The sequence below is a fragment of the Amycolatopsis sp. FBCC-B4732 genome (assembly GCF_023008405.1).
GTDB lineage: Bacteria > Actinomycetota > Actinomycetes > Mycobacteriales > Pseudonocardiaceae > Amycolatopsis > Amycolatopsis pretoriensis_A.
Genome location: NZ_CP095376.1, coordinates 6,279,936 through 6,303,368 on the forward strand (window position 1 = coordinate 6,279,936; position 23,433 = coordinate 6,303,368).

At 71.5% G+C, this 23,433-nt stretch carries 23 protein-coding genes and 1 riboswitch; of the genes, 3 read left to right on the plus strand and 20 right to left on the minus strand.

From position 1 onward, the window contains the following. Positions 1–5: 5 nt before the first annotated feature. The 3 genes from gcvT to MUY14_RS27425 form a co-directional block, all read right to left on the minus strand. Positions 6–1,097 (minus strand): glycine cleavage system aminomethyltransferase GcvT, encoded by a 1,092-nt coding sequence (gcvT, locus tag MUY14_RS27415; protein WP_247013257.1) that lies wholly within the window; start codon positions 1,095–1,097, stop codon positions 6–8. A 3-nt stretch (positions 1,098–1,100) separates the two neighbouring features. Then, a complete protein-coding gene (gene gcvP, locus MUY14_RS27420) occupies positions 1,101–3,932 on the minus strand; it encodes an aminomethyl-transferring glycine dehydrogenase (RefSeq protein WP_247025260.1) in 2,832 nt (943 codons plus the stop codon). A 39-nt stretch (positions 3,933–3,971) separates the two neighbouring features. Further along, positions 3,972–4,070: riboswitch (glycine riboswitch) on the minus strand. Between the two features lie 251 nt (positions 4,071–4,321). Then, positions 4,322–5,614: a helix-turn-helix transcriptional regulator gene (locus MUY14_RS27425; RefSeq protein ID WP_247013259.1), complete on the minus strand. Its 1,293-nt coding sequence runs from the start codon at positions 5,612–5,614 to the stop codon at positions 4,322–4,324. A gap of 72 nt (positions 5,615–5,686) precedes the next feature. On the opposite strand from MUY14_RS27425, the gene MUY14_RS27430 reads away from it, so the two are divergent. Beyond that, entirely contained in the window at positions 5,687–5,893 is a 207-nt protein-coding gene (locus tag MUY14_RS27430) for a hypothetical protein (protein ID WP_247013261.1), read from the plus strand. Here the strand turns inward: MUY14_RS27430 and MUY14_RS27435 are convergent. The 4 genes from MUY14_RS27435 to MUY14_RS27450 are packed head-to-tail and all read right to left on the minus strand — an operon-like array spanning position 5,890 to position 10,073. After that, complete coding sequence (locus MUY14_RS27435) at positions 5,890–6,657, minus strand: 3-oxoacyl-ACP reductase (protein WP_247013263.1); 768 nt, start codon at positions 6,655–6,657, stop codon at positions 5,890–5,892. The two genes, MUY14_RS27430 and MUY14_RS27435, sit on opposite strands and share 4 nt — an antisense overlap. Then, positions 6,657–8,021 carry an aldehyde dehydrogenase gene (locus tag MUY14_RS27440; protein WP_247013265.1) on the minus strand — a complete coding sequence of 455 codons (1,365 nt, stop codon included), beginning with the start codon at positions 8,019–8,021 and terminating at the stop codon, positions 6,657–6,659. Before MUY14_RS27440 ends, MUY14_RS27435 begins: the two co-directional genes overlap by 1 nt. Continuing rightward, positions 8,018–8,728, minus strand: coding sequence for a gamma-glutamyl-gamma-aminobutyrate hydrolase family protein (locus tag MUY14_RS27445; protein WP_247013267.1), 711 nt, complete (start codon positions 8,726–8,728; stop codon positions 8,018–8,020). Before MUY14_RS27445 ends, MUY14_RS27440 begins: the two co-directional genes overlap by 4 nt. Next, positions 8,709–10,073 (minus strand): glutamine synthetase family protein, encoded by a 1,365-nt coding sequence (locus MUY14_RS27450; protein WP_247013269.1) that lies wholly within the window; start codon positions 10,071–10,073, stop codon positions 8,709–8,711. The genes MUY14_RS27445 and MUY14_RS27450 overlap by 20 nt, the downstream gene beginning before the upstream one ends. Positions 10,074–10,307: 234 nt before the next feature. Here MUY14_RS27450 and MUY14_RS27455 point away from each other — a divergent pair, with 234 nt between their 5' ends. Further along, on the plus strand, positions 10,308–10,832 hold the full coding sequence (locus MUY14_RS27455; protein ID WP_247013271.1) for a general stress protein: 525 nt from the start codon (positions 10,308–10,310) through the stop codon (positions 10,830–10,832). Positions 10,833–11,111: 279 nt separating this feature from the next. Here MUY14_RS27455 and MUY14_RS27460 read toward each other — a convergent pair whose 3' ends face one another. The 3 genes from MUY14_RS27460 to MUY14_RS27470 form a co-directional block, all read right to left on the minus strand. After that, positions 11,112–11,996: an alpha/beta fold hydrolase gene (locus MUY14_RS27460; protein WP_396126869.1), complete on the minus strand. Its 885-nt coding sequence runs from the start codon at positions 11,994–11,996 to the stop codon at positions 11,112–11,114. A gap of 169 nt (positions 11,997–12,165) precedes the next feature. Beyond that, positions 12,166–13,398, minus strand: coding sequence for a DUF1700 domain-containing protein (locus MUY14_RS27465; RefSeq protein ID WP_247013275.1), 1,233 nt, complete (start codon positions 13,396–13,398; stop codon positions 12,166–12,168). Beyond that, on the minus strand, positions 13,395–13,718 hold the full coding sequence (locus tag MUY14_RS27470) for a PadR family transcriptional regulator (RefSeq protein ID WP_160697098.1): 324 nt from the start codon (positions 13,716–13,718) through the stop codon (positions 13,395–13,397). Before MUY14_RS27470 ends, MUY14_RS27465 begins: the two co-directional genes overlap by 4 nt. Before the next feature lie 142 nt (positions 13,719–13,860). On the opposite strand from MUY14_RS27470, the gene MUY14_RS27475 reads away from it, so the two are divergent. Then, a complete protein-coding gene (locus tag MUY14_RS27475) occupies positions 13,861–14,763 on the plus strand; it encodes an SMP-30/gluconolactonase/LRE family protein (RefSeq protein WP_247013277.1) in 903 nt (300 codons plus the stop codon). Positions 14,764–14,781: 18 nt separating this feature from the next. Here the strand turns inward: MUY14_RS27475 and MUY14_RS27480 are convergent, their stop codons facing one another. The 10 genes from MUY14_RS27480 to MUY14_RS27525 all read right to left on the minus strand — a co-directional run bounded on the left by MUY14_RS27480 (position 14,782) and on the right by MUY14_RS27525 (position 23,314). Beyond that, positions 14,782–15,960: an MAB_1171c family putative transporter gene (locus tag MUY14_RS27480; RefSeq protein WP_247013279.1), complete on the minus strand. Its 1,179-nt coding sequence runs from the start codon at positions 15,958–15,960 to the stop codon at positions 14,782–14,784. Further along, positions 15,957–16,523 (minus strand): hypothetical protein, encoded by a 567-nt coding sequence (locus MUY14_RS27485; RefSeq protein WP_247013281.1) that lies wholly within the window; start codon positions 16,521–16,523, stop codon positions 15,957–15,959. Before MUY14_RS27485 ends, MUY14_RS27480 begins: the two co-directional genes overlap by 4 nt. Before the next feature lie 689 nt (positions 16,524–17,212). Continuing rightward, positions 17,213–17,647, minus strand: a complete 435-nt coding sequence (locus MUY14_RS27490) for a helix-turn-helix domain-containing protein (RefSeq protein ID WP_247013283.1) — start codon at positions 17,645–17,647, stop codon at positions 17,213–17,215. Between the two features lie 59 nt (positions 17,648–17,706). Beyond that, positions 17,707–18,564 carry a bifunctional DNA-formamidopyrimidine glycosylase/DNA-(apurinic or apyrimidinic site) lyase gene (gene mutM, locus MUY14_RS27495; RefSeq protein WP_247013285.1) on the minus strand — a complete coding sequence of 286 codons (858 nt, stop codon included), beginning with the start codon at positions 18,562–18,564 and terminating at the stop codon, positions 17,707–17,709. 43 nt (positions 18,565–18,607) lie between these two features. Continuing rightward, positions 18,608–19,963, minus strand: a complete 1,356-nt coding sequence (locus tag MUY14_RS27500) for a polysaccharide lyase 6 family protein (protein ID WP_247013287.1) — start codon at positions 19,961–19,963, stop codon at positions 18,608–18,610. An 89-nt stretch (positions 19,964–20,052) separates the two neighbouring features. Next, the gene (gene rnc, locus MUY14_RS27505; protein WP_247013289.1) at positions 20,053–20,802 is read right to left on the minus strand and encodes a ribonuclease III; all 750 of its coding nucleotides are present in this window, start codon (positions 20,800–20,802) and stop codon (positions 20,053–20,055) included. 13 nt (positions 20,803–20,815) lie between these two features. Beyond that, positions 20,816–20,998, minus strand: a complete 183-nt coding sequence (gene rpmF, locus MUY14_RS27510) for a 50S ribosomal protein L32 (protein WP_013223689.1) — start codon at positions 20,996–20,998, stop codon at positions 20,816–20,818. Between the two features lie 88 nt (positions 20,999–21,086). Then, positions 21,087–21,674, minus strand: a complete 588-nt coding sequence (locus tag MUY14_RS27515) for a DUF177 domain-containing protein (protein WP_247013291.1) — start codon at positions 21,672–21,674, stop codon at positions 21,087–21,089. Positions 21,675–21,779: 105 nt separating this feature from the next. Beyond that, on the minus strand, positions 21,780–22,508 hold the full coding sequence (locus MUY14_RS27520) for a DivIVA domain-containing protein (RefSeq protein WP_247013293.1): 729 nt from the start codon (positions 22,506–22,508) through the stop codon (positions 21,780–21,782). 107 nt (positions 22,509–22,615) lie between these two features. Next, positions 22,616–23,314 carry a ribonuclease domain-containing protein gene (locus MUY14_RS27525; protein ID WP_247013295.1) on the minus strand — a complete coding sequence of 233 codons (699 nt, stop codon included), beginning with the start codon at positions 23,312–23,314 and terminating at the stop codon, positions 22,616–22,618. Positions 23,315–23,433: the final 119 nt, after the last annotated feature.

Sequence of the window (23,433 nt, forward strand, 5' to 3'; positions counted from 1 at the left end):
GTCCTTTACGCGCGGGAGTAGAAGGGAAGGGCGACGACCTCGACGGGCTCGATCCTGCCCCGGATGTCGACGGAGAGCTCGGTGCCGGGCTCGGTGTACGCCCGATCGACGTACGCCATGGCGATGGGGTGACCCAGCGTCGGCGACAGCGCGCCGCTGGTGACCTCGCCGATCTCCTTGCCGTCGGCCAGGAGCTTGTAGCCGTGCCGCGGGGCGCGGCGGCCGGCGCCCTTGAGCCCGACGCGCACGCGCGAGACGTCCTGCTTGGACCGTTCCTCCAGCGCCGCGCGGCCGACGAAGTCGCCCGGCTTCTCGAACTTGACGACGCGGCCGAGCCCGGCTTCGAACGGGCTCTGGTCGAGGGTGAGCTCGTTGCCGTACAACGGCATCCCGGCTTCCAGCCGCAGCGTGTCGCGGCAGGCCAGGCCGGCCGGGACCAGGCCGTGGCCTTCGCCGGCCTCGGTCAGGATCCGCCAGACCGCCGGGGCCTCGTCGGCGTTCACGAACAGCTCGAAGCCGTCTTCGCCGGTGTAGCCGGTGCGGGCGAGCAGGACGTCGTGGCCCTTCACGACCGCCGGGACGCTGGCGTAGTACTTGAGCGCGGCCAGGTCGGCGTCGGTCACCGAGCCGAGGATCGCCGCGGCGTTCGGGCCCTGGACGGCGATCAGCGCGGTGGTCTCGCTCCGGTCGTCGACGACGGCGTCGAAGCCCGCGACCCGCTCGGCGAGGGCGTCCGCGACGACCTTCGCGTTGCCCGCGTTGGCGACGACCAGGTAGTGCTCGTCGGCGAGGCGGTAGACGACGAGGTCGTCGAGCACGCCGCCGTCGGCGTCGCAGATCATCGTGTACCGCGCGCGGCCGGGCTTGACGCCGGTCAGGTTGCCGACCAGCGCGAAGTCCAGGACGTCGGCGGCCTGCGCCCCGGTGACGTGGATTTCGGCCATGTGCGAGAGGTCGAACAGGCCGGCCGCCTCGCGGACGGCCTTGTGCTCGGCCAGCTCACTGGCGTAGCGGACCGGCATGGACCAGCCGGCGAAGTCGGTGAACAGCGCACCGAGTCCCTTGTGGACGCCGTGCAGGGAAGTTTCGCGTGACACGGATCAGCCTTCGTAAGCGTTGAGGGGCGGGCAGGAGCACACGAGGTTACGGTCGCCGCGGGCGCCGTCGATGCGACGCACCGGGGGCCAGTACTTGTTCTTGCGCGAAACACCCGCCGGGTACACGGCCAGCTCGCGGTCGTACGCCTTGTCCCACTCCCCCACCAGCGTCTCGGCGGTGTGCGGGGCGCCCCGCAGCGGCGACTCCTCGGCGCTCCAGCGACCGGCGGCGACCTCGTCGATCTCCGCGCGGATGGCGATCATCGCGGCGATGAACCGGTCGATCTCGCCGAGGTCCTCGGACTCGGTCGGCTCGACCATCAGCGTGCCGGCGACCGGGAACGACATGGTCGGCGCGTGGAAGCCGTAGTCGATGAGCCGCTTCGCGACGTCGTCGACCGTCACGCCGGTCTCCTTGGTGATCTGGCGCAGGTCGAGGATGCACTCGTGCGCGACCAGGCCGTCCTGGCCGGTGTAGAGCACCGGGTAGTGCGGGGCCAGCCGCGAAGCCACGTAGTTCGCGGCCAGCACGGCGACCTTGGTGGCGGCGGTCAGGCCGGGCGCGCCCATCATCCGGACGTAAGCCCAGGAGATCGGCAGGATCGACGCCGAGCCGTACGGCGCGCCGCTGATCGGGCCGACGCCGGTCTCGGGACCGGCCTGCGCCAGCAGCGGGTGGTTGGGCAGGAACGGCGCGAGGTGCGCGCGCACCGCGACCGGGCCGACGCCGGGGCCGCCACCGCCGTGCGGGATGCAGAAGGTCTTGTGCAGGTTCAGGTGCGAGACGTCGCCGCCGAACTCGCCGGGCTTGGCCAGGCCGAGCAGGGCGTTGAGGTTCGCGCCGTCGACGTACACCTGGCCGCCGCCGTCGTGGACGATCTTGGCCAGCTCGTCGATGTCGTGCTCGTAGACGCCGTGCGTGGACGGGTAGGTGACCATGATCGCGGCGAGCGTGTCCTGGTGCGCGTCCACCTTGGCCCGCAGGTCGGCCAGGTCGACGTTGCCCTCGTCGGTGCACTTCACGACGACCACGCGCATTCCGGCGAGCACCGCGGACGCCGCGTTGGTGCCGTGCGCGGAGGAGGGGATCAGGCAGACGTCACGGGCGTCGTCGCCGTTCGCGCGGTGGTACGCGCGGATCGCGAGGAGCCCGGCCAGCTCGCCCTGGCTGCCCGCGTTGGGCTGCAGCGATACCTTGTCGTAGCCGGTGACCTCGGCCAGCCACTCCGCGAGCTGCCCCACGAGCGTGTGGTAGCCCTCGGCGTCTTCGGCCGGCGCGAACGGGTGGATGCCGGCGAACTCGCGCCAGCTGATCGGCTCCATCTCGGTGGTGGCGTTGAGCTTCATCGTGCAGGAGCCGAGCGGGATCATGCCGCGGTCGAGCGCGTAGTCCAGATCGGACAGCTTGCGCAGGTAGCGCAGCATCGCCGTCTCGGAGCGGTGGGTGCCGAAGACCTCGTGGCCCATGAAGCCGCTCTCGCGGGCCAGGCCGTTCGGGAGCGCGACGCCGTCTTCGAGGTCGGACTCGACGCCGAACGCCTTCAGGACCTTCGCGGCGATCGCGGGGGTGCTGACCTCGTCGAAGGCGACGCGGACGTGGTCGGCGTCGACGTGCCCGAGGTTGATCCCGGCTTCGCGCGCGGCCGCGTGGACCTCGGCGGCCTGGCCGGGGACGTGCGCGACGACGGTGTCGAAGAAGGACTCGTGGACGACCTCGACGCCGGTCTTGCGGAGGGCTGCGGCGAAGCCCGCGGCGAGGCCGTGGACGCGCCGGGCGATCTTCTTCAGGCCGTCCGGGCCGTGGTAGACCGCGTACATCGCGGCCAGCACGGCCGGGAGGACCTGCGCGGTGCAGATGTTGGACGTCGCCTTCTCGCGGCGGATGTGCTGCTCACGGGTCTGCAGCGCCAGGCGGTAGGCGGAGTTGCCGTCGGCGTCGACCGAGACGCCGACCAGCCGCCCGGGCAGCGAACGCTCGAGGCCGGCGCGCACGGACATGTACCCGGCGTGCGGGCCGCCGTAGCCGAGCGGGACGCCGAAGCGCTGCGTCGAACCGGCGGCGACGTCGGCGCCGAACTCGCCGGGCGCGGTGACCAGCGTCAGGGCGAGCAGGTCGGCGGCGACGGTGAACAGCGCGCCCGCGGCCTTCGCCGACTCGGAAATCGCGTGGTAGAAGCCGCGGCCGCGCAGCACACCGGACGCGCCGGGGTACTGGGCGACGACGCCGAAGAACTCGTCCGGCAGGCCGGTGAGCAGGTCGCGGACCTCGACCTCGATGCCCAGCGCCTCGACCCGGGTGCGCACGACGGCGATGGTCTGCGGCAGGCACTCGGCGTCGAGCACGACCTTGTTGGACTTCGACTTGGACGCGCGGCGCATCAGCGTGACGGCCTCGGCGACGGCGGTCGACTCGTCCAGCAGGGACGCGTTCGCGGTGGCCAGGCCGGTCAGGTCGGCGACCATGGTCTGGAAGTTGAGGAGGGCTTCGAGCCGGCCCTGCGAGATCTCCGGCTGGTAGGGCGTGTACGCGGTGTACCAGGCGGGGTTCTCGAGGACGTTGCGGCGGATGACGCCGGGGGTGACGGTGTCGGAGTAGCCGAGGCCGATCATCTGCGTCATCGGCCGGTTGCGCGCGGCGAGCGCGCGCAGCTCCGCGGTGGCTTCCTCTTCGGACGCGGCGGGCGGGAGGCTGAGTTCCTTCGTCGCGCGGATCGCGCTCGGGACGGCGGCGCCGACGAGGGCGTCCAGGCTGCTGTAGCCGCATTCGGCCAGCATTTTCGCGCGCTCGGCCTCGGACGGGCCGATGTGGCGGGCGTCGAACTGCGTGGAGGTGATCGGGAGCTCCTCGGGCCGGGCACACAACGGTGCGCTGGGAACTCCCCCTCTGTCATGGCACCTGAGAGTTTCACCGCGTGTGAAGCGGCTTTCACCTTGGGTGAGGCGCGGGTGCGCCTGCTTTCCAGAGTGGCCTCGCGCGAAGCGGTAGCAGGTACCTGAGAGATTCCGGGGAGTTTGCTCCTTCGGTGCCCCACCGACTTCGTGAGGGCTCTCCCGCCTCGGCTCAACGGCCCGATCTGCAGTTGTGGCGGTTACGGTACCTGCCCCGTTCGAGATCCGTCCACCTCACCCGGCGAACGCCACAGTGATCCTCGACCCGTCCCCGAGCGCCGCCCCGGACGTCATGAACGAGTCGTTCACCGCGTCCGACGCCATGAACGAGTCGTTCATGGCGTTCCGGCGACGCGGTGGACCACCTGGCCGGCCAGCGCGGGTGGGCGCCGGACCCGGCCAGACGGCAGGACCAGCCGCTTCAACGGCCCGCCGAGCGGGACCGGCGGGTGGCCCGCACCCAGCAGGACCTGCTCCACGATCTGCTCGGCGTGCCAGGCCACCGCGTCGTTGAGCCGGTCCAGGGACGGGCGGTCGCCGTCGAAGACGTCCTCGTCGGCCAGCGTCACCTCGTAGTACGGGCAGCCGGGCGGGACCGCGATCGCCTCCTCGATCGCGCGGGCGCCGTCGAGGGGGTCGTCGAACCCCGCTTCGAGCAGCGCCGACCGGTAGATCCGCGCCGCCCGCGCGCGCATGCGAGGCCCGTACCGGACCACCACCGGGAGACGGCCGGTCAGGTCGGGCACGGCCAGGCCGTGCAGCAGCATGATCGGCGGCACCGAGTGCACCAGCCGCGGCGCGGGCCCGGCCAGCTCGCGGGCGGTGGTCCGGACGCGGTCGGCCATCGCGTCCGGGAGGCCGAAGTAGCGGAAGTCGACGTTGCCGAACCCGAGCCCGTCGGCGACCAGCGACGCCAGCAGCTCGCCGTACCCCCAGATCGGCGACAGCACCACGACCGGCGGCGCCGCGACGACCGGCGACGGCACGGGCGGGCGCGTCGCCTCCTGCTCCGGCACCTGGATGACCAGCCGCGGCGGCTCGTGCCAGTCGTGCACCTCCGCGACCCGCCAGTAGAGCCCGAGCGGCCGCCACAGCTCGCCGAGGACCTCGTGCTCGAGGATCCGGCGCGCCTCGGCGTCGTCGTGCGGGAAGTCCCGCGGCGGCACGACCCCGACGTAGTGGTGGTAGGTGACGCGGACCTCGTCGCCGCGGGTGGCCGAGCGGATCCGCATCTCCCAGTCGATCGGCGACGCGGCGATGAGGTTGGCCACCTGCGTGCCGGGCGAGGAGTAGACGAGCGCGGTGGCCTGCCGGAGGAACTGCCCGGCCTGGTCGATGCCTTCCCGCAACGCCTTCGCGGCTTGGGCGACGTGCACCGGCGAAGCGAGCGAGTCGGGCAGCACCCCGGCGACGCGCAGCAGCTCGGCCTCCCCGAGCCCGGTCACCTCGGCGAGCTGCGCCCAGTGGTCGAAGACGGTGACCTTCGGCGCGTGCCGGTGCTCGATCCAGCTGCGCAGGGTCGACGTCGGAACGCCGATGCGTCGGGCGGCCTCGTCCAGGGAGAGGCCCCGGGAACGGATCCCGGCCCGGACCGCTTCCGCCCATTCGTCGGCGCGCCAGTGCGTCACCTCACAAAGCTAACGAAACCCGCTAGCTTTGCGCGGGGACGAATCGCCCACGCCGGCTCGACGCTGGTCACCATGACCACCACCGTGATCGCCCTCGTCCTGATCGTCGGCACGCTGACCTTCGCCGCCGGGGCGTTCCTCGCCGCCGAGATCGCCACCCGCATCCTGCGGCGGCGCGAACGCCAGATCTCCGAAGAGCGCAAGACCCTCAACGCGGCCTGGAAGTACCTGCGGGAGGTGTACGGCGTGCGGAAACCCGGGGTGAAGACGCGCCGTTAGAGCGGGGTGACGTACGCGCCGGAGATGCCGCCGTCGACCAGGAACTGCGACGCCGTGATGAAGCTGGCGTCGTCGCTGGCCAGGAACGCCACCGCCGCCGCGATCTCCTCGGGCTCGGCGAACCGGCCGACCGGGACGTGCACCAGCCGCCGCGCCGCGCGTTCCGGGTCCTTCGCGAAGAGCTCCTTGAGCAGCGGCGTGTTCACCGGGCCCGGGCACAGCGCGTTGACGCGGATGTTCTCCCGCGCGAACTGGATGCCCAGCTCGCGGCTCATCGCGAGCACCCCGCCCTTGGACGCGGTGTAGGAGATCTGCGACGTCGCCGCGCCCATCACCGCGACGAACGACGCGGTGTTGACGATGGAACCGCGGCCCTGGCGCTGCATGTGCGGCAGGACGGCCTTGCAGCACAGGTACACCGACGTCAGGTTGACGCGCTGCACGCGTTCCCACGCCTCGATGCCGGTGGTCAGGATGGAGTCGTCCTCGGGCGGCGAAATCCCGGCGTTGTTGAAGGCGACGTCGACCGAGCCGAACTGCTCGACCGTGCTGTGGAACAGGTTCTCGACCTGCTCGGCGTCGGTGACGTCGGCCTGGATGAACGCGCCGCCGATCTCGTCGGCGACCGCCTTGCCGACGGCCGGGGTCAGGTCCGCGATGACGACCTTCGCCCCTTCGCTCGCCAGGCGGCGGGCCGAAGCCAGCCCGATGCCGCTCGCGCCGCCGGTGATGACCGCCACGCGGCCTTCGAATCGCTGGACCATTACTCCTCCGTGCTGAGAAAGACGTTCTTGGTTTCGGTGAACGCCGCCGCGGCGTCGGGGCCCAGTTCACGGCCGAGGCCGGACTGCTTGAACCCGCCGAACGGCGTCCAGTAGCGCACCGAAGAGTGCGAGTTGACCGAGAGGTTGCCGGCTTCGACACCGCGCGCCACCCGGAACGCGCGCCCGGCGTCCCGGGTCCAGATCGACCCCGAAAGGCCGTACTCGGTGGCGTTCGCCATGCGGATCGCGTCGGCCTCTTCGGCGAACGGCACGACGGCGACGACCGGGCCGAACACCTCCTCCGCCGCGGCCGGGTGCCGCAGGTCGGGCGGGGTGAGGACGGTCGGCGGGAACCAGAAGCCCGCACCCGACGGCGCGGTGCCGCGGAAGGCGACCGGCGCGTCGCCGGGCACGTAGGAAGCGACCTTCTCCCGGTGCGCGGCCGAGATCAGCGGCCCCATCTCGGTCTTCTCGTCGCCGGGGTCGCCGACGACGACGCCGTGCACGGCGGGTTCCAGCAGCTCCATGAACCGGTCGTACGCGCTCGCCTGCACCAGGATCAGCGAGCGGGCGCAGCAGTCCTGGCCCGCGTTGTCGAAGACGCCGTAGGGCGCGGTCGCGGCGGCTTTCTCCAGGTCGGAGTCGGCGAAGACGATGTTCGCGTTCTTGCCGCCCAGCTCCAGCGTCACGCGCTTCACCCGGGCCGCGCAGCCGGCCATGATCTGCTTGCCGACCTCGGTGGAGCCGGTGAAGACGACCTTGCGCACGCCCGGGTGGTCGACGAACCGCTGCCCGACCACGGATCCCTTGCCGGGCAGCACCTGGAAGACGTCGTCGGGGATGCCCGCCTCCCGCGCCAGCTCGCCCAGCCGGATCGCCGTGAGCGGAGTCAGCTCGGCGGGCTTGAGGACGACGGTGTTGCCGGCGGCGAGCGCGGGCGCGAAACCCCAGCCCGCGATCGGCATCGGGAAGTTCCACGGCACGATCACGCCGACGACGCCCAGGGGTTCCTGGAACGTGACGTTGACGCCGCCCGGTACCGGGATCTGCTTGCCGATCAGGCGTTCCGGGGCGGCGGAGTAGTAGTTGAGGACGTCGCGGACGTTGCCCGCTTCCCAGCGCGCGTTGCCGATGGTGTGCCCGGAGTTCTCGACCTCGAGCCGCGCGAGGTTCTCGAGGTCGCCCTCGACGGCGTCGGCGAAGCGGCGCAGCAGCCGCGCGCGGTCGCCGGGGGTGACGTCGCGCCAGGCCGGGAACGCCGCCTGCGCGCGGGCGATCGCCGCGTCGGTCTCCTCCGCGCTGGTCAGCGGGACGGTCCGCACCACCGCCTCGGTGGCGGGATTCAGGACGTCGAAGGTGCTCATCGGTTCTCCTCGGTCGCGTCGACGAGCGCGGCGAACAGCCGGACGTCGTCGCTGTCCTGCTCGGGGTGCCACTGCACGCCCAGCGCGAATTCGCCCGGGAGCTCGGCGGCCTCGATCGTGCCGTCGGCGGCCCAGCCGACCGGTTCGAGGCCGGCGCCGAGGCGGTCGATCGCCTGGTGGTGGTAGCACAACGTCTTGGTCTCCGACCCCAGGATCGCCGCCGCCCGGCTCCCCTCGGCCAGGGTGACGGTGCCCCGGCCGAACGTCGCGGGCGCGGGCTGGTGCTCGGTGGTCCCCCGCGCGTCCGGCAGGTGCTGGACCAGCGTTCCCCCGAGGGCGACGCTCATCACCTGCAGGCCGCGGCACACGCCGAGCACCGGCTTCCCGGCCTTCCGCGCGGCCGCGAACAGGCCGAACTCGAAGGCGTCCCGGTCCGGCCGGGTGTAGGTGGTGGGGTGCGGATCCTGGCCGTAGCGTGCCGGCTCGACGTCGGCGCCGCCGGTCAGCACCAGCCCGTCCACAGTGGACACGAGCCGGTCGTGCGCGCCGGACACCGGCGGCAGCAGCACCGGGATACCGCCCGCTGCGACGACGCAGTCGACGTAGACCCGGTGCAGCAGCGCGGCTTCGGTTTCCCAGACCAGGAACTTCGCCGGCTCGAGGTAGCTGGTGAGGCCGATGACCGGCCTAGAGTCGTTCGAAGCCACGGACGAGCTCCCAGTCGGTGACGGCGGCGTTGTAGGCGTCCACCTCGATCTTCGCCGCGTTCAGGTAGTGCTCGACGACGTCTTCGCCGAACGCGCTGCGGGCGATCTCGCTGCCGGCCAGGGCCGCGGCCGCCTCGGGCAGCGTGGTCGGCACCGTGTCCCGGCCGGAGTGGTAGGCGTTGCCGGTGAACGGTTCTTCCAGCTCCAGCTCGTTCTCGATGCCGTGCAGGCCGGCGGCGATCAGCGCGGCGACGGCCAGGTACGGGTTGACGTCCCCGCCCGGCACGCGGTTCTCGACGCGCAGCGATTCGCCGTGCCCGACCACGCGCAGCGCACACGTCCGGTTGTCGGTGCCCCAGGCGATCGCGGTCGGCGCGAAGCTGCCGGGCACGAACCGCTTGTAGGAGTTGATGTTCGGCGCGAGGAAGTACGTCAGCTCGTGCAGCGCGGCGAGCTGGCCGGCGAGGAACTGCTCCATCAGCTTCGAGAAGCCGTGCTCGCTGTCGCCCGCGAGCACCGCCCGGCCCTCGGTCGAGCGCAGGCTGATGTGGATGTGGCAGGAGTTGCCCTCGCGCTCGTTGTACTTCGCCATGAACGTGAGGCTCTTGCCCTCCTGCGCGGCGATCTCCTTGGCGCCGTTCTTGTAGACGCTGTGGTTGTCGCAGGTGGCGAGCGCGTCGGTGAAGCGGAAGGCGATCTCCTGCTGGCCGGGGTTGCACTCGCCCTTGGCGGACTCCGGGTAGAGCCCGGCGCCGGCCATGTCGTTGCGGATGCGGCGCAGCAGCGGCTCCAGGCGCGCGGTACCGAGCATCGAGTAGTCGACGTTGTACTGGTTGGCGGGCTTGAGGCCGTGGTAGTGCTTGTCCCAGGCGGCTTCGTAGGTGTCGTCGAAGACGATGAACTCGAGTTCGGTCCCGACGAAGGCGGCGAGCCCCCGCTCGGCGAGCCGGTCGAGCTGACGGCGCAGGATCTGCCGCGGCGACACCCCGACCGGGCCGCCCTGCACGCGCTCGACGTCGGCGAGCACCAGCGCGGTGCCCTCGTGCCAGGGGATCTCGCGCAGGGTTTCGAGGTCGGGGCGCAGCACGAAGTCGCCGTAGCCGCTCTCCCACGACGAAAGCGCGTAGCCGTCGACGGTGTTCATGTCGACGTCGACGGCGAGCAGGTAGTTGCAGGCTTCGGTGGCGTGCCCGACGACCTCGTCGAGGAAGTACTCGGCCGAGCAGCGCTTGCCCTGCAGCCGCCCCTGCATGTCCGTGAGCGCGACGAGCACCGTGTCGATCGTGCCCGCGTCCACGCGTGCGCGGAGTTCGTCGAGCGTGAGCATGCCTCGTCTGCGTGCCATCGGTCGCCCCAAAGGTTTGGTATGAATCCTTTGCCGGTTCTTCCTACCCGGTCAGCCCCGCCGGGTCAACCGGAACAAAGGTATTTTCCTGAACCATTGAGCGAGCTGTCGGCGACGGCGCCGGGCGCGGGCCGGATTGCGCGGTTTGCCCGGCTGAGAAGAGTCTGTGAATCTTGCGGCGTGGGAGGATTCCGGGGTACTCCCGCGTTGTACGGGGCAGGAGAGGTGAGATCGATGACCACAGCATTCACGCAGCAGAACACGATCGGACAGCAGCAGGCGCGGCCCCAGCTGCCGACCCTGCCCACCGGCTGGCCGATCGGTTCCTACGAGTCCTACGAGCAGGCGCAGCGCGCGGTCGACCATCTCGCGGGCACGGACTTCCCGGTCACCGACGTCACGATCGTGGGCGTCGAGCCGATGCTCGTCGAGCGCATCGCGGGCAAGATGTCCTGGGGCAAGGTCCTGGGCAGCGCGGCGACGTCCGGCGCGATGTTCGGTCTGTTCCTCGGCCTGGTCCTCAGCCTGCTGAACCCGGGCGCGGGCCTGGTCCCGATCGTGATCGGCCTGGTGGCCGGCCTCGGGTTCAACCTGCTGTTCGGCGCGCTGGGGTACGCGGTGAACCGCAACAAGCGCGGGTTCGTCTCGCAGAGCCAGCTGGTGGCGCGCCGCTACGACGTGCTGTCCCAGCCCCGCAACGCCGAGAAGGGCCGCGCGCTGCTGGCGGACCTCGCGGCCCGCAGCGCTTTCGGCCACTGACCCACTGACCCACTGACCCACTGACGATCGAAGGCCGCCCCCGGTGCTCCGGAGGCGGCCTTCGTCATGTCGGGAGCGGACCCCGGCCCGGTGTTCGCCGTGGTCCGGAGGTCATGAAAGAGTCGTTCACCGCGTCGGGCGAGGTGAACGACTCTTTCATGACGGTGCGGGCCGCCGGACCGGCCACCCGGAACCGTCGGCGCCCGGAACCGTCGGTGCCCGGAACCGTCGGCGCCCGAACTGTCGGTGCCCGCCGGTAGCGTGGAAAACGGGGGCTGCTCAGGTCCCCGACGACACCGCCGGGTCCGGCACCACCGCGGGATCCGGTGTCCCGGCCGGCCGTCCCGCCCGCAGCAGGTCACCCCACCGGGCCCGGTCGTACCGGGCCGCCGGGGCCGAGTCCAAGAACTCCCGCAGGACCTCGGCGAACCGCGCGGGGTCCGACCGGTGCGGGAAGTGTCCCGCGCCCTCGAACAGCACCAGCCGGCTGCCCGGCATCGCCCGGTGCGCCCGCAGCGCGTGCCCGCTCGGCACGACGCGGTCCTCGGTTCCCCACACCAGCAGCGTCGGGATCCCCTCGGTCAGGTAGCAGCGGTCCAGCATGTTGACCACCTGCCCGCGCCAGTCGACGACCGAGCGCAACGTCCGCAGGAACGCCGAGCGCGTGTCCGGCTCGACCAGCCGGAGGTAGCGGGCGAGCACGTAATCGAGGTCTTCGGAGACCCGCAGCAGCCCGGCGAGCCCGCGCAGCACCGGCAACGCCTGCCGCGCGCCCAGCAAGGGCAGCACCAGCCCCGCCCCCGGCGCCGCCGCCAGCCGCAGCAGCGGGTGGACGCCCGCCCCGACGCCGCCGGAGCCGACCAGCACCAGGCGTTCGCAGCGTTCCGGGAACTGGTAGGCGAACTGCATCGCGACCCCACCGCCGAGGGAGTGCCCGACCACCGTCACCCGGTCGACGTCGAGCGTCGTCAGCAGGTCGCGCATGCCGCACGCGTACGCCGCGACCGAGTAGTCCGCGCGCGGTTTCGCGGAGAAGCCGTGGCCGAGCAGGTCGGGCGCGATGACCGTGAAGTCGTCCGCCAGCGACGTCAGCAGCTCGAGCCACGTCGAGGAGTCGTCGCCGATCCCGTGCAGGAAGAGCACCGCCGGGCCGCGCCCGGCCATCCGGTAGGCACGCTCGTGCCCGTGGACCACCCGGGTCCGCGGGGCGAAGCTGTCCGAGAGCACCCGCCCAGCTCAGCACGCGCGCGTTCGCGGGACGTTTCCGGCGCGTTCGCATCGGGTGAACGCCGGGAGCGGGCCCCGACCCGCGCTCCCGGCGTTCGTCCCCCCGTTACTTCGTCGGCGTCGGCGTGGCCGGCGCGGACGAAGAAGTAGCGGGTGCCGGTGTGCTCGTGCCCGACGGCGGGACCGTCACCTTCGGGATCGCGGCGCTGAACGGCACGCCCGCGTCCTCGCGGCAGGCGGCGCGGTTGCCGTAGTAGCCGTTGTAGTCGCCCCGGCTGTCGGTGACGCCCTGCTCGATCTTCGGGCGCGGGAACCGGTTGTCCTCGCCGATCTTCTCCTTGGTGCCGCTCGAGCGTTCGCAGCCGTAGCGGGTCAGCGCGAGCGGCCGGCCCCGCTCGTCGTAGAGGTAGACCTCCGTCAGCGGCTTGCCCTCGGCGTCGAACGCGTAGACGTTCTCGACCTCCTCGCCGCCGTAGGTGAGCTGCTGGTTGCCGTACCGGTCGGACGACGAGGGGTAGTACGACGACTGCTGCGAGGGGTAGTACCGGTTCGAGATGAGGTCGACCGCGGCACCGAACCCGCCGAGCGCCCCGCCGACGACGAACGCCGAAACCGGCACGACCAGCCACAGCAGCCGCCGGTCGCCGCGCACCCGCGGGCCGGCCCACACGATCCCGGCCGCGGCCACGAGCAGGAACGGCAGCAGCAGCACGGCGCTGCGCTGGCGCATCATCAGCAGGACCCCGAAGCCGAGCAGCACCACGGCGCACAGCACCCACCACGCCGGCTTCATCGAGCCCAGCCAGCGCAGCACCCGCCCGGTGTCGTCCTGCTCGCGCCCCTTCGCCAGCGCGCCCCGCAGCCAGCTCACCTCCGGGAGCGCCAGCACCGGCCCGGCCCCGCCGCGCAGCAGCAGCGCGAGGCTGATCAGGAACACCGGCAGGAACAGCAGCGTCCCCAGCAGCACGTCGGCGTGGATGCTGATCGCGGCGCCGAACGCCAGCAGCGCCAGCGCGACCGCGCAGAGCACCAGGCCCCACAGGGCGATCCGCGGCTTCGCCAGGCTGGGCGCGGCCGCCGTCGCGAGCACCTGCGTCGCGCCCTCCCCGGCCGGCGGGTACCCCCCGGACGCCCGCAGCTCGGCGGCGTAGCTCTCGGGCGTCCCGAGCCGTTCGATGAGTGCCTCGACGCGGGCGCCCTCCCCGAGTTCGGCTTCCAGCTCCGCCAGGTGCGGGCGGACGTCCTCGAGGATCTCTTCGATCTCGCTCGCGGGCAGGTCGGCGAGCGCGGTGCGGACCCGCGCCAGGTACACCCGCACGGCGGTCGGCTTGTCGCTCATGCTGCCTCTCCCAAAAGCACGTTCATCGTCAGTGCGAAGCTCTGCCAGGTCTTGCCCGACTCCGCGAGCCGCGCCCGGCCCGGCTCGTTCAGGCTGTAGTACTTGCGGTGCGGGCCCTCTTCACTGGGAACCACGTACGAAGTGAGCAGGCCGGCCTTGTACAGCCGGCGCAGCGTCCCGTACACGGAGGCATCCCCCACCTCGTCCAGTCCCGCGGTCCTGAGTCTTCGCAGGACGTCGTACCCGTAGCCGTCTTCGTCGCGGAGCACCGCGAGAACGGCGAGATCGAGCACCCCTTTGAGCAGCTGACTGATCTCCACTGCACCCTCCAGTCTTACGCATGGGAAGGTACCACGCATTGCACAGTAGTGCGCACGGCGGAGGGCCCGACGGGCGCGGCATACGCCTGCGTCGTGTGCGGCTGCGTGCCTATCGTGGGGATTCCATTCGAAGGGGTGACCGATGGATCTGATCAAGACCGAGTTCGAAGTGCTGGACGAGCGGTTCAAGCGCGTCAACGGCGACGAGTGGACGCAGCGCCTGCACACCGGCTGCCGGTGGACCGAGGGTCCGGCGTACTTCCCGGCCGGGCGCTACCTCGTGTTCAGCGACATCCCGAACGACCGCACCCTGCGCTGGGACGAGACGACGGGCCGGGTCGGCGTCTTCCGCCAGCCGTCGAACTACGCGAACGGGCACACCGTCGACCGCCACGGACGGTTGATCAGCTGCGAGCAGGGCCTCCGCCGCGTCACGCGCACCGAGCACGACGGCTCGATCACGGTGCTGGCGTCGGAGTTCGAGGGGAAGCGGCTGAACAGCCCGAACGATGTCGTCGAGCACTCGGACGGGTCAATCTGGTTCACCGACCCGAGTTACGGCATCGACAGCGACTACGAGGGGTACCAGGCGGAAAGCGAAATCGGCGGCTGCCACGTCTACCGCGTCGACCCGTCGGGCGAGGTCCGGATCGTCGCGGACGACTTCTCGCGCCCGAACGGGCTGGCGTTTTCGGCGGACGAGTCGCTGCTGTACATCGCGGACACCCGCCAGGACCCCAGCCACATCAGGGTGTTCGGAGTCGGCGAGAACGGGAAGCTGACCGGCGGCGAGATCTTCGCGACGAGCGACAGCGGAGGGTTCGACGGGCTGCGCGTGGACAGCGACGCCCGCGTCTGGGCGGCGGCGCACGACGGCCTGCACTGCTTCGACCCGGACGGCACGCGGATCGGCAAGCTGCGCCTCCCGGAGATCTGCTCGAACTTCACGTTCGGCGGCGCACGCGGGAACGAACTGTTCATCACGGCTTCGAGTTCGGTGTACACGCTGAGGGTGACGGTGAACGGAGCCCGCTACCCCCGCTGACGGCCCCGCCCCGATCCGCTAGCCGAGTGCGGCCTCGCGGAGCCGGGCCACCACCGCGTCGCGTTGCCAGGCTCGGCTCACCTGGACCAGCCACGCCGCCTCGGCCGCGACGTCCGCCTCCGCGTCGGGCTGGTCGTCCGGTGCCGCCTTCGCCGGGTCGAAGCGGCGGCCGGCCCGGCCCGCTTCGATCGCCGCCGCGAGGGTGATCGCCTCGATCGTGGCGGGGAGGTCCGCTTCGCTCACGCCCTCGTCGCGGGCCGCCTTCTCGGCTCGGGCGGGGAGGTCCGGGTCGAAGTGGGCGCGCAGGGCGAGGTGGCCGTCGCGGATTTCGATGACGCGGCGGTACAGCGCGAACTCCGGGCCGCCCGCCAGTTCGCGGCCCGGGTCCAGGACGATGCCCGGAACCGCCGTGCGCAGGGCCGTCCACAGTGGCTCGATGCGGCGGTACGCCCGGTAGGCCCGGACCCGGCCGATCACCGACGAGACCGCCGGCGACCACGCGCTGAGGGTCGCGCCCGCCGTCACGAAACCGACCGTCGCCGCCGCGAGGACCGAGGACGGCAGGTCCTCGCGGGCGCCGATGCGCGCTGTCTGGGCGAGCCGCCGGACGTCGTCGACGTCCCAGAACGTCCACGCGAACGCCGCGCCGACGCCGACGACCAGCAGCCACAGCCCGGCGCGCAGCGGTCCCGGCTCCGCGTGGCGCGCGCTGCGGACGAACACCGCGAACAGCAGCCCGAGGCTGATCAGGCTGTAGAGCAGGAACACCACCTTGTCGGCGAGCGCGAACGGCAGCGTCGCGGGCGAGAACACCGTGTCGTCGCCGGCGCGTTGCGGCCGCGACAGCGTGAAGCACACCGCGAGCAGCGCCATCGTCGTGCCGGTGAACAGCGCGTGCGGCGCCAGGCGCGCGCCTTCGCCGCGCCACACGGACTGCGTGAAGGCGACGGCGAACCCGATCGCGCCCAGCTTCAGCTCGTCGCCGGCCAGGCTGAGGACCCACTCGCCGACCGGGCCCGGGCCGACGAAGGCCGCCATCGCCGGCGTCAGCACCATGATGCCGGTGGCGATGCAGATGCCGAACCCGGCGAGGAACCACATCGTCCGCACCGGCTGGCTGCGGCGCGCCTCGACGAGCTTGTAGCCGAAGCCCGCGAAGCCCACCACGCACAGCAGGTAGGCCAGGGTCTCGATCACGGCGAACGGCGGCGCGCGCGGCCGAAGAGCGAGTCGAAGCGCTGCACGCCTTCGGGCACGTCGGCGGCCGGCTCGCGCCGCTCCTCGGGCCGCACGACGCGCTGGGCGAGCAGGCTCGCGACCAGTTCGGCTTCGCGTTCCTCGACCTCGCTGTAGGTGGTCCGGCCGAGCACCCGCCGCACCAGCTCGGGCGAAAGGTGCGGCATCAGCTGCCGCCCGGCGGCGGCGTCGATGGCGACGCCGTCGGCACCGGCGTCGGAACCCGTGTGACCGCACAGCAGGTGCCCGACCTCGTGCAGCAGGATGTGCCGCCGGTGCAGCGCGGTGGTGTCGGTCGGGTAGAGGATGTAGTCGGCGCGTTCGGTGCTCATCAGCAGGCCGCACGGCGCGCCTTCGGGAGCGCTGACCGGCATCAGCTCGATGGGCCGCCCCCGCTCGGCGGCCAGCCCGGCGACGAACGCCGCGGCATCGAACGGCTCCGGCAGGCTGACCCTGTCGGCGACCCGCCGCGCCCGCCGCCACAACGCACGGGACGGCCGTCGCAAGGAAGGTCGCCGCACCATCAGGCCTCCTCCACCCCACCCACCCCGCACGAACGGCCCCGGCCGGTTCAACGCGGCGAACCCCGCGGGGATACGCGGCCGGAGCACCTTCGGACGCTCAGGTCCCGGATGGGGTTCCGCGGAAGCGAATCGGACACCCGGACGGCCCAGCCACGCCAGGTCGACGCTATCCCACCACCGGATGCCGGCGATCGGGGGCCGGGTCGGCCTCGCGGGCGCAGGGGTGGCGGGGCGGCTCGGGGTTCTGAGCGGGAGGCGCGCTTGCCCGCGGGGCCTCGCGAGCGGCACCGCCGCCGCCGAGCCGATCGACCGGCGACGGAAGTCGTCCCGCAGGCCCGACATCACGAGCGGAAAGACACCTGCACGGCCCGGGGCGGCAACCGGAGGCCGGTACCGCCCGGCGAGCGGGCGGGTGTCAGTGCGACTTGGGTCGCTGGGCGGGAAGAGGCCTGGCCGGCTGAACGGGCGGGGCAGCGCTGACTCGGTCGAGGAGCCCACACCGGCAACCCGACCTCACGAGCGGAGCAGCGCCGACTCGGTCGAAGCGCCCGGCAACGGCGGCCCGACCGCGCGAGCGGGGCGCCGCCCGGGCGACTCACGGCTGCGACCGGGACCTGCTCGACCTCCTGAGCGGGACAAAGCCCGTCCGCGTGGGGGCGCAAGAAGCCGGCACTGCGAACAGCGGCACCTCAGTTCTCCCTCTTCGGAGCCCCGCGGCCCGCCTCCCTTCGGGCGATCGCGTCGATCATGTCGCTGATCGTGTCGAGGCCGTCGGCCGACAGGGTCACCGCTCGGAGGGCCAGGTCGCGGACGCCCGCGTCGCGCAGTGCGCCCAGCAGGGCCAGCTCCTCGGCGATCTTCTTGCTCTGCTCGTCGTCGAAGAAGTACGCCGGGGGGACGCCGAAGAAGCGGGCCAGTGCTTCCAGGTGGCGCTTGGTCGGGTTGTCGCGGCGGCCGGTGCGCAGCTGCCACAAGTACGTCGTCGAAAAGCTTTCGCCCGTGGCCTCGCGGCAGGCCTTCGCGACCTCTTCGTTGCTGTACGGCTCCCGATCGGGCCTGCGGACCACGTGGAACAGCCGGTCGATCTTGTCGGCCAGCGTCGACTTTCCGGGCTCCTTGACCACGATGCACTCCCTCAGCTGCCAGGCGTATTCATCCTAGCTGAAAGGCAAACACCATTTATCTACCCAAGTTTGACCCGGGGCCGGGGCTGGCAGCGGGGGCAGGAGAACGACGAGCGGTTCATGAAAGGCTCCCGCCGGATCGCCGCGCCGCAGCGGTGGCACGGCAGGCCTTCCTGGCCGTACGCGTCCAAGGACCGGTCGAAGTAGCCGGATTGCCCGTTCACGTTCACGTACAGCGCGTCGAACGACGTGCCGCCCGCGCCCAGTGCCGCGTTCATCACGTCCGACGCCGCCGACAGGAGCTCGCGGCCCTTCGCCATCGTCAGCTTCTCGGTCGGCCGCGCCCAGTGCAGCTTCGCGCGCCACAGGGCTTCGTCCGCGTAGATGTTGCCGATGCCCGAAACCAGCGTCTGGTCCAGCAGCGCGCGCTTGACCTCGGTGCGCCGCGAACGCAGCGCGCGCACCGCCGCGTCGAGGTCGAACGCCGGGTCCATCGGGTCGCGGGCGATGTGCGCGATCGTGTCCGGGAGCAGCACGTCATTGAGGTCGTCGAGGGCCAGGCCGCCGAACGTGCGCTGGTCGACGAAGCGCAGCTCCGGGCCGTCGTCGTCGAAGCGCAGGCGGACCCGCAGGTGCTTCTCGTCCGGCGCGCCCCCGGGCTGGACGAGCATCTGCCCGCTCATCCCGAGGTGCGCCAGCAGCGCCTCCTTGTCCGAGAGCTCGAGCCACAGGTACTTGCCGCGGCGCCGCGCCGCCTCGACGCGGGTGCCGCTCAGCCGCTGCGTGAAGTCCTCCGCACCCAGCGCGTGCCGCCGGATGGCGCGCGGGTGCAGGACCTCCGCCTCGCGGATGGTCCGGCCCGCCACGTGCGCCTGCAGGCCCAGGCGGACGACTTCGACCTCGGGGAGTTCGGGCATGCCTTCATTGTGCCCGGCGGGTACGACAGTTTTTGAAAAGGCACTACGGAGCGGCCGGTCCGACGTCGGCTTTCGTGAGGGGAACGCGGGTCGCACCGGACGCGAGGTACTCGTCGGCGCCGACGTCGTAGGCGCCGACGCGGGCCTGCAGGTCGAAGTCCTTCGCCGCGAACGGGTACGAGCCCACCCCGGCGTCGATCGCCGGGCTCCCGGCGGCCAGCCGGTACAGCCCCGCCGCGTCCTTGACCAGCTTCGGGTCGACCGAGCGCGACGGGATGCCCGCGGTGCCGCCGAAGGTGATGTTGCCCTCGTACTTGACGGTCGACCCGCTCGGCAGCGTCACCAGCGTGCCGGACGTCCCCTTCACGACGTTGTCCGCGACCACGCAGTCCTTCGGCTTGAAGTCACCGCCGTCGCCGTCGATGACGCTGTTCGACCCCAGCACCGTGTTGTACGCGACGGTCACCCGATCGGGGCGGTCGTGGAGCTTGCTCGTCGGCCCGCTGTCGGCCTCGTCGCCGGAGCCGAACACGATCGCGCGGTCACCGGCATCGGCCACGTAGTTGTTCACGATCTTGTGGTCGTTGCCGTGGAACCGGATGCCCGACCCGAACAGCAGGTTGCCCTCGACGACGCTGCGGTTGCCGTGGCGCAGCACGATGTAGCCCTTGCTGTCGCGGATCGTGTTGTAGCGCACGACGTTGTCGGACGACTTGACCGAAATGGCTTCGCTGTCGCCGTCGGCCTTCTCGAAGAGGTTGTTCTCGATCAGCGCGTTCGCCGAGTACGACTGGCGGTCGCTGAGGCCGAGCCGGATCGACTCGCCGCCGTTCGTCCCGCCGAACTGGTGGTTGTAGAAGTAGTTGTGGTGCACGTGGACGTGCTTCGCCATGCCGCCGGACGGCCCGAGGACCTGCAGGAACACACCCTGGCTGGTGCGGTTCTGGAAGACGTTGCGGTCGAGCACGGTGTCGTCGCCGCTGACCGTCACCCAGTTGCCGCCGGTCGTGAGCTGGAAGTCGTTGCGGGTCAAGCGGTTGTTCGACGCGCCGGCCGGCACCGTCAGCGCGGCGCCGTTGCGGAACTTGAACCCGCGCAGCACCACGTTCGAGACGCCGCTCGCGAAGGCGAACGTCTTCGAGCCGGTGATGGTGGCCTGGCCGGTGTGCTCGGCGGCGACGGTCACCGGCGCGGAACCCGTGCCGGACCGCTTGATCGACAGCGTCGAGCCCGCGGAATAGGAACCGTCGGCGAGCGCGATCGTGTCGCCGGGATTGGCCTTGTCGAGCGCGGACTGCAACGCCGACAGCGAAGTGACCCGGATCGTCGCGGCCGAAGCCGCCGGGCCGGGGACGACGACGAGCGCCGCCGCGATCAGGGGAACGAAGAAAAGACGCATCCGCCCTACCTCTCAGTGGTTTCCAGCGCGGCGGATGATCATCACGCTACTGAGGGGCGGGCGGAACCGTCAACGGAAGTTCCCGGTGATCAGGACTCCGGTTCGTCCTTCTTCTGGGCCTCGAGTTCGGCGGAGAGCGAACGCCAAGCCGTCTCGGCGGCCTTCTGCTCCGCTTCCTTCTTCGTCGACCCGGAACCGTCGCCGAGCGGACGCGAAGCGACCAGCACCGTGGCCGTGAACTCCTTGCGGTGGTCCGGCCCGGTGTCCTCGACCCGGTACTCGGGCACGCCGAGACCGGCCGACGCCGTCAGCTCCTGCAGGCTCGTCTTCCAGTCGAGCCCGGCCCCGCGCAACGGCGCTTCGGCGAGCAGACCGTCGAAGAGGTGGTGCACGAGCTTGCGGGCGATCTCGATGCCGTGCGCGAGGTACGTCGCACCGATCACCGCCTCCAGGCCGTCGGCGAGGATACTCGCCTTGTCCCGGCCGCCGGTGAGCTCTTCGCCCTTGCCGAGCAGCAGGTGCGCCCCGAGCCCGCCCTCGCCGAGCCCGCGCGCGACCCGGGCCAGCGCGTGCATGTTGACGACGCTGGCGCGGAGCTTCGCGAGCTGGCCCTCGGGCAGGTCGGGATGCGTGGTGTACAGGTGATCGGTGACGACCAGGCCGAGCACGGCGTCACCGAGGAACTCCAGCCGCTCGTTCGGCGGCAGGCCCCCGTTCTCGTACGCGTACGAGCGGTGGGTCAGCGACAGCCCGAGCAGCTCGGGGTCGAGTGTGACCCCGAGCGCCTCGAGCAACGGCGCCGGATCGGCTGGTGGTCCCCCGGGCGTCTTGCCCCCCATGTCGGCTGTCCGATCAGGCGGGCTCGACGACCTGGCGGCCGTTGTGCTGGCCGCACGACGGGCACGCGATGTGCTGGAGCTTCGGCTGCTTGCAGGCGCGGTTGGAGCAGGGCACCAGCTGCACCGGAGCCGCCTTCCACTGGCTGCGGCGGGAGCGCGTGTTGGATCGCGACATCTTCCGCTTCGGGACGGCCACGAGTAGATCTCCTTAAGACGGTCTGCTCGCGGTCGTGCGAGCGAACTTTCTCACCGGATCGAGCTGGACGCTCGTCAGGTTCTGCTTTTCAGTGGGGCCCGGGCATTTCGCCCGCGTTCTCGTCGAAGCGCTCGACGAGTGCGGCCCACCGAGGATCTATCTTCTCATGCCCGTGTCCGGGCTCGAGATCGGCCCACTTGACGCCGCAGTCGATGCAGAGCCCGGCGCAGTCTTCGGTGCACAGCGGGGCCAGCGGCAGAGCCAGCACGATCGCGTCGCGGACGGTGGGTTCGAGGTCGATCCGGTCGTCGACCAGCCGGGGGATCTCGTCCTCGTCGGTGGTCTCCTCCGTGGCCGACCCCGGGTAGGCGAACAGCTCCTGGACCTCGACCTCGACCTCTTCGGTCAGCGGGTCGAGGCAGCGGGCGCAGGCGCCCTTGGCGATCGCCGTGGCGGTGCCGCTGACCAGGACGCCTTCGACGACGGATTCGAGCATCAGGTCGAGCTCGAGCTCGGAGCCCGCCTCGATGGTGATGACGTCGGGGACGCCGAGCGGCGTCTCCACCGGCACGCTGCGCTGGACGGCGCGGCTGAGGCCGGCGTGACGGCCGAGCTCACGGGTGTCGATCACCCAGGGGCTTCGGTCGTCGAGCTGGGGGGTCTTGTTCTCGGACATCCAGTCCAGGGTACGCAGTGGCCGCCAGTGGTTCGGGCCCGGGACGGTGCAGGCCGGGCCGGCGGGGGTGCGCGAAGGGTCGCGAGCGCGTGGCTGAGAAGCTCGTCACACCTGGTAGTCGTACAGCGTGGGCCGGCCGCCGCCGCTCGGGAGGTTGGCCGGGGAACGCAGGTGGTTGCGGCCCGAATCCACCGTTCGCAGCGTCGTCGCCAGCAGCTCCGAGAACTCCGCCAGCTTGCCGTCCACGTACGCGTCGCAGTCCTGGCGCTGGCGGTCGGCCTCCGCGTGGGCCTCGTCGACGATGCGGGCCGACTCGGCGTGGGCCGCCTGGACGACCTCCGTCTGGGCGACCAGCCTGGACTGCTCCGCGCGGCCGTCCTCGATGGCGCGGTCGTAGGCGTCGCGGCCGGCCTGGACCATGCGCTCGGACTCCGCGCGGGAGCGGTCGGTGAGGTTCTGGTACTCGGCCTGGCCCGCCGCGACCGTGCGGTCGGCCTGGTCGTGGGCGTCGGCGAGCATCGCTTCCGCGCGGGCGCGCGCGTCGGCCAGGATGCGCTCGGCCTCGTCGGTCGCCTCGGCGATCGTCCGCTCGGCCTCGGCGTTCGCGCCCGCCACCGCTTCGCCCGCTTCCTTGCGGGCGGCGTGGATCAGGTCGTCGCGCTTGTCGAGGACGTCCTGGGCGTCGTCGACCTCCGCCGGCAGTGCGTCGCGGACGTCGTCCAGGAGTTCCAGCACGTCGCCGCGCGGCACCACGCAGCTGGACGTCATCGGGACGCCGCGCGCCTCCTCGACGATGGTGACGAGCTCGTCGAGCGCCTCGAAAACCCGGTACACGGCAACTCCAATCCCCTGTCGCTGTGACCAGTCTGCCCGCTGCCCGCGCCGAACCGGTGAAGGCGCACGGCGCCGGGCGTGTCCTCCCCCGGCGCCGCGGCCGGAGATCAGGAGTTCAGGTCGACGCGCTTGAACGTGGCGTAGTGGTCGGGGGTGTAGGCCAGCTCGCCCGCCCCGCCCGAGATCACCCGGTCGTTCGTGCCCACCGCGAACAGCTTGTAGTAGCCGGACGCGCAGGCCGGGAGCACGCCTTCGCGGTTCTCGTACGTCGTCCCCGCCGAGGTGCCGTTCCGGGCGCTGTCCACGACCGCGCGGGCCGCCGCCGAGAGCTGCGAGTAGCCGATCTTCGCCAGGCCGGACAGGTCGCCGCACGCGTGGGTGGTGCCGCCGCCGACGTCGATCACCTGGAACGTCGCGTAGTGGTCGCCCGTGTAGAAGTACTCGCCGCCCGAGCCGGTCACGATGCGGCGCGTGCCGCGGGTGCTCGAACCCGGGGTCGGCACCGTGTACTCGTGGTAGTAGCCCGACGTGCAGGACGGGAGGATGCCTTCCCGGTTGTCGAAGACGACTCCGTCGTTCTTCGGGTACGGGAACGGGCCCCCCTTCTGGATCAGGTTGTACGTCGTCGTCGCCTCCGCCGGCAGCGACGAAAGCGCCTTGTGCGTGAAGCCCGACAGGTCCCCGCAGGAGTTCTGCTCCGCGACGGCGGGCGAACTCGTCACCGCTTCGGCGGCGGTGACCCCCGTGAACAACGTGGCCAGGAGCGCGAAGAGAACCGCGACCAGGCGTGATCGGTAGTTGGTCATTTTCGGACCGTAACCCGATCGGATGATCGTCAGAAGACGGGAACGTGAACTCCGCCACCCCGGGCGGCAAGTTCCGACGAACGTAGGGGGCCGAACGACGGGAACCGGGCGTCCCGGGT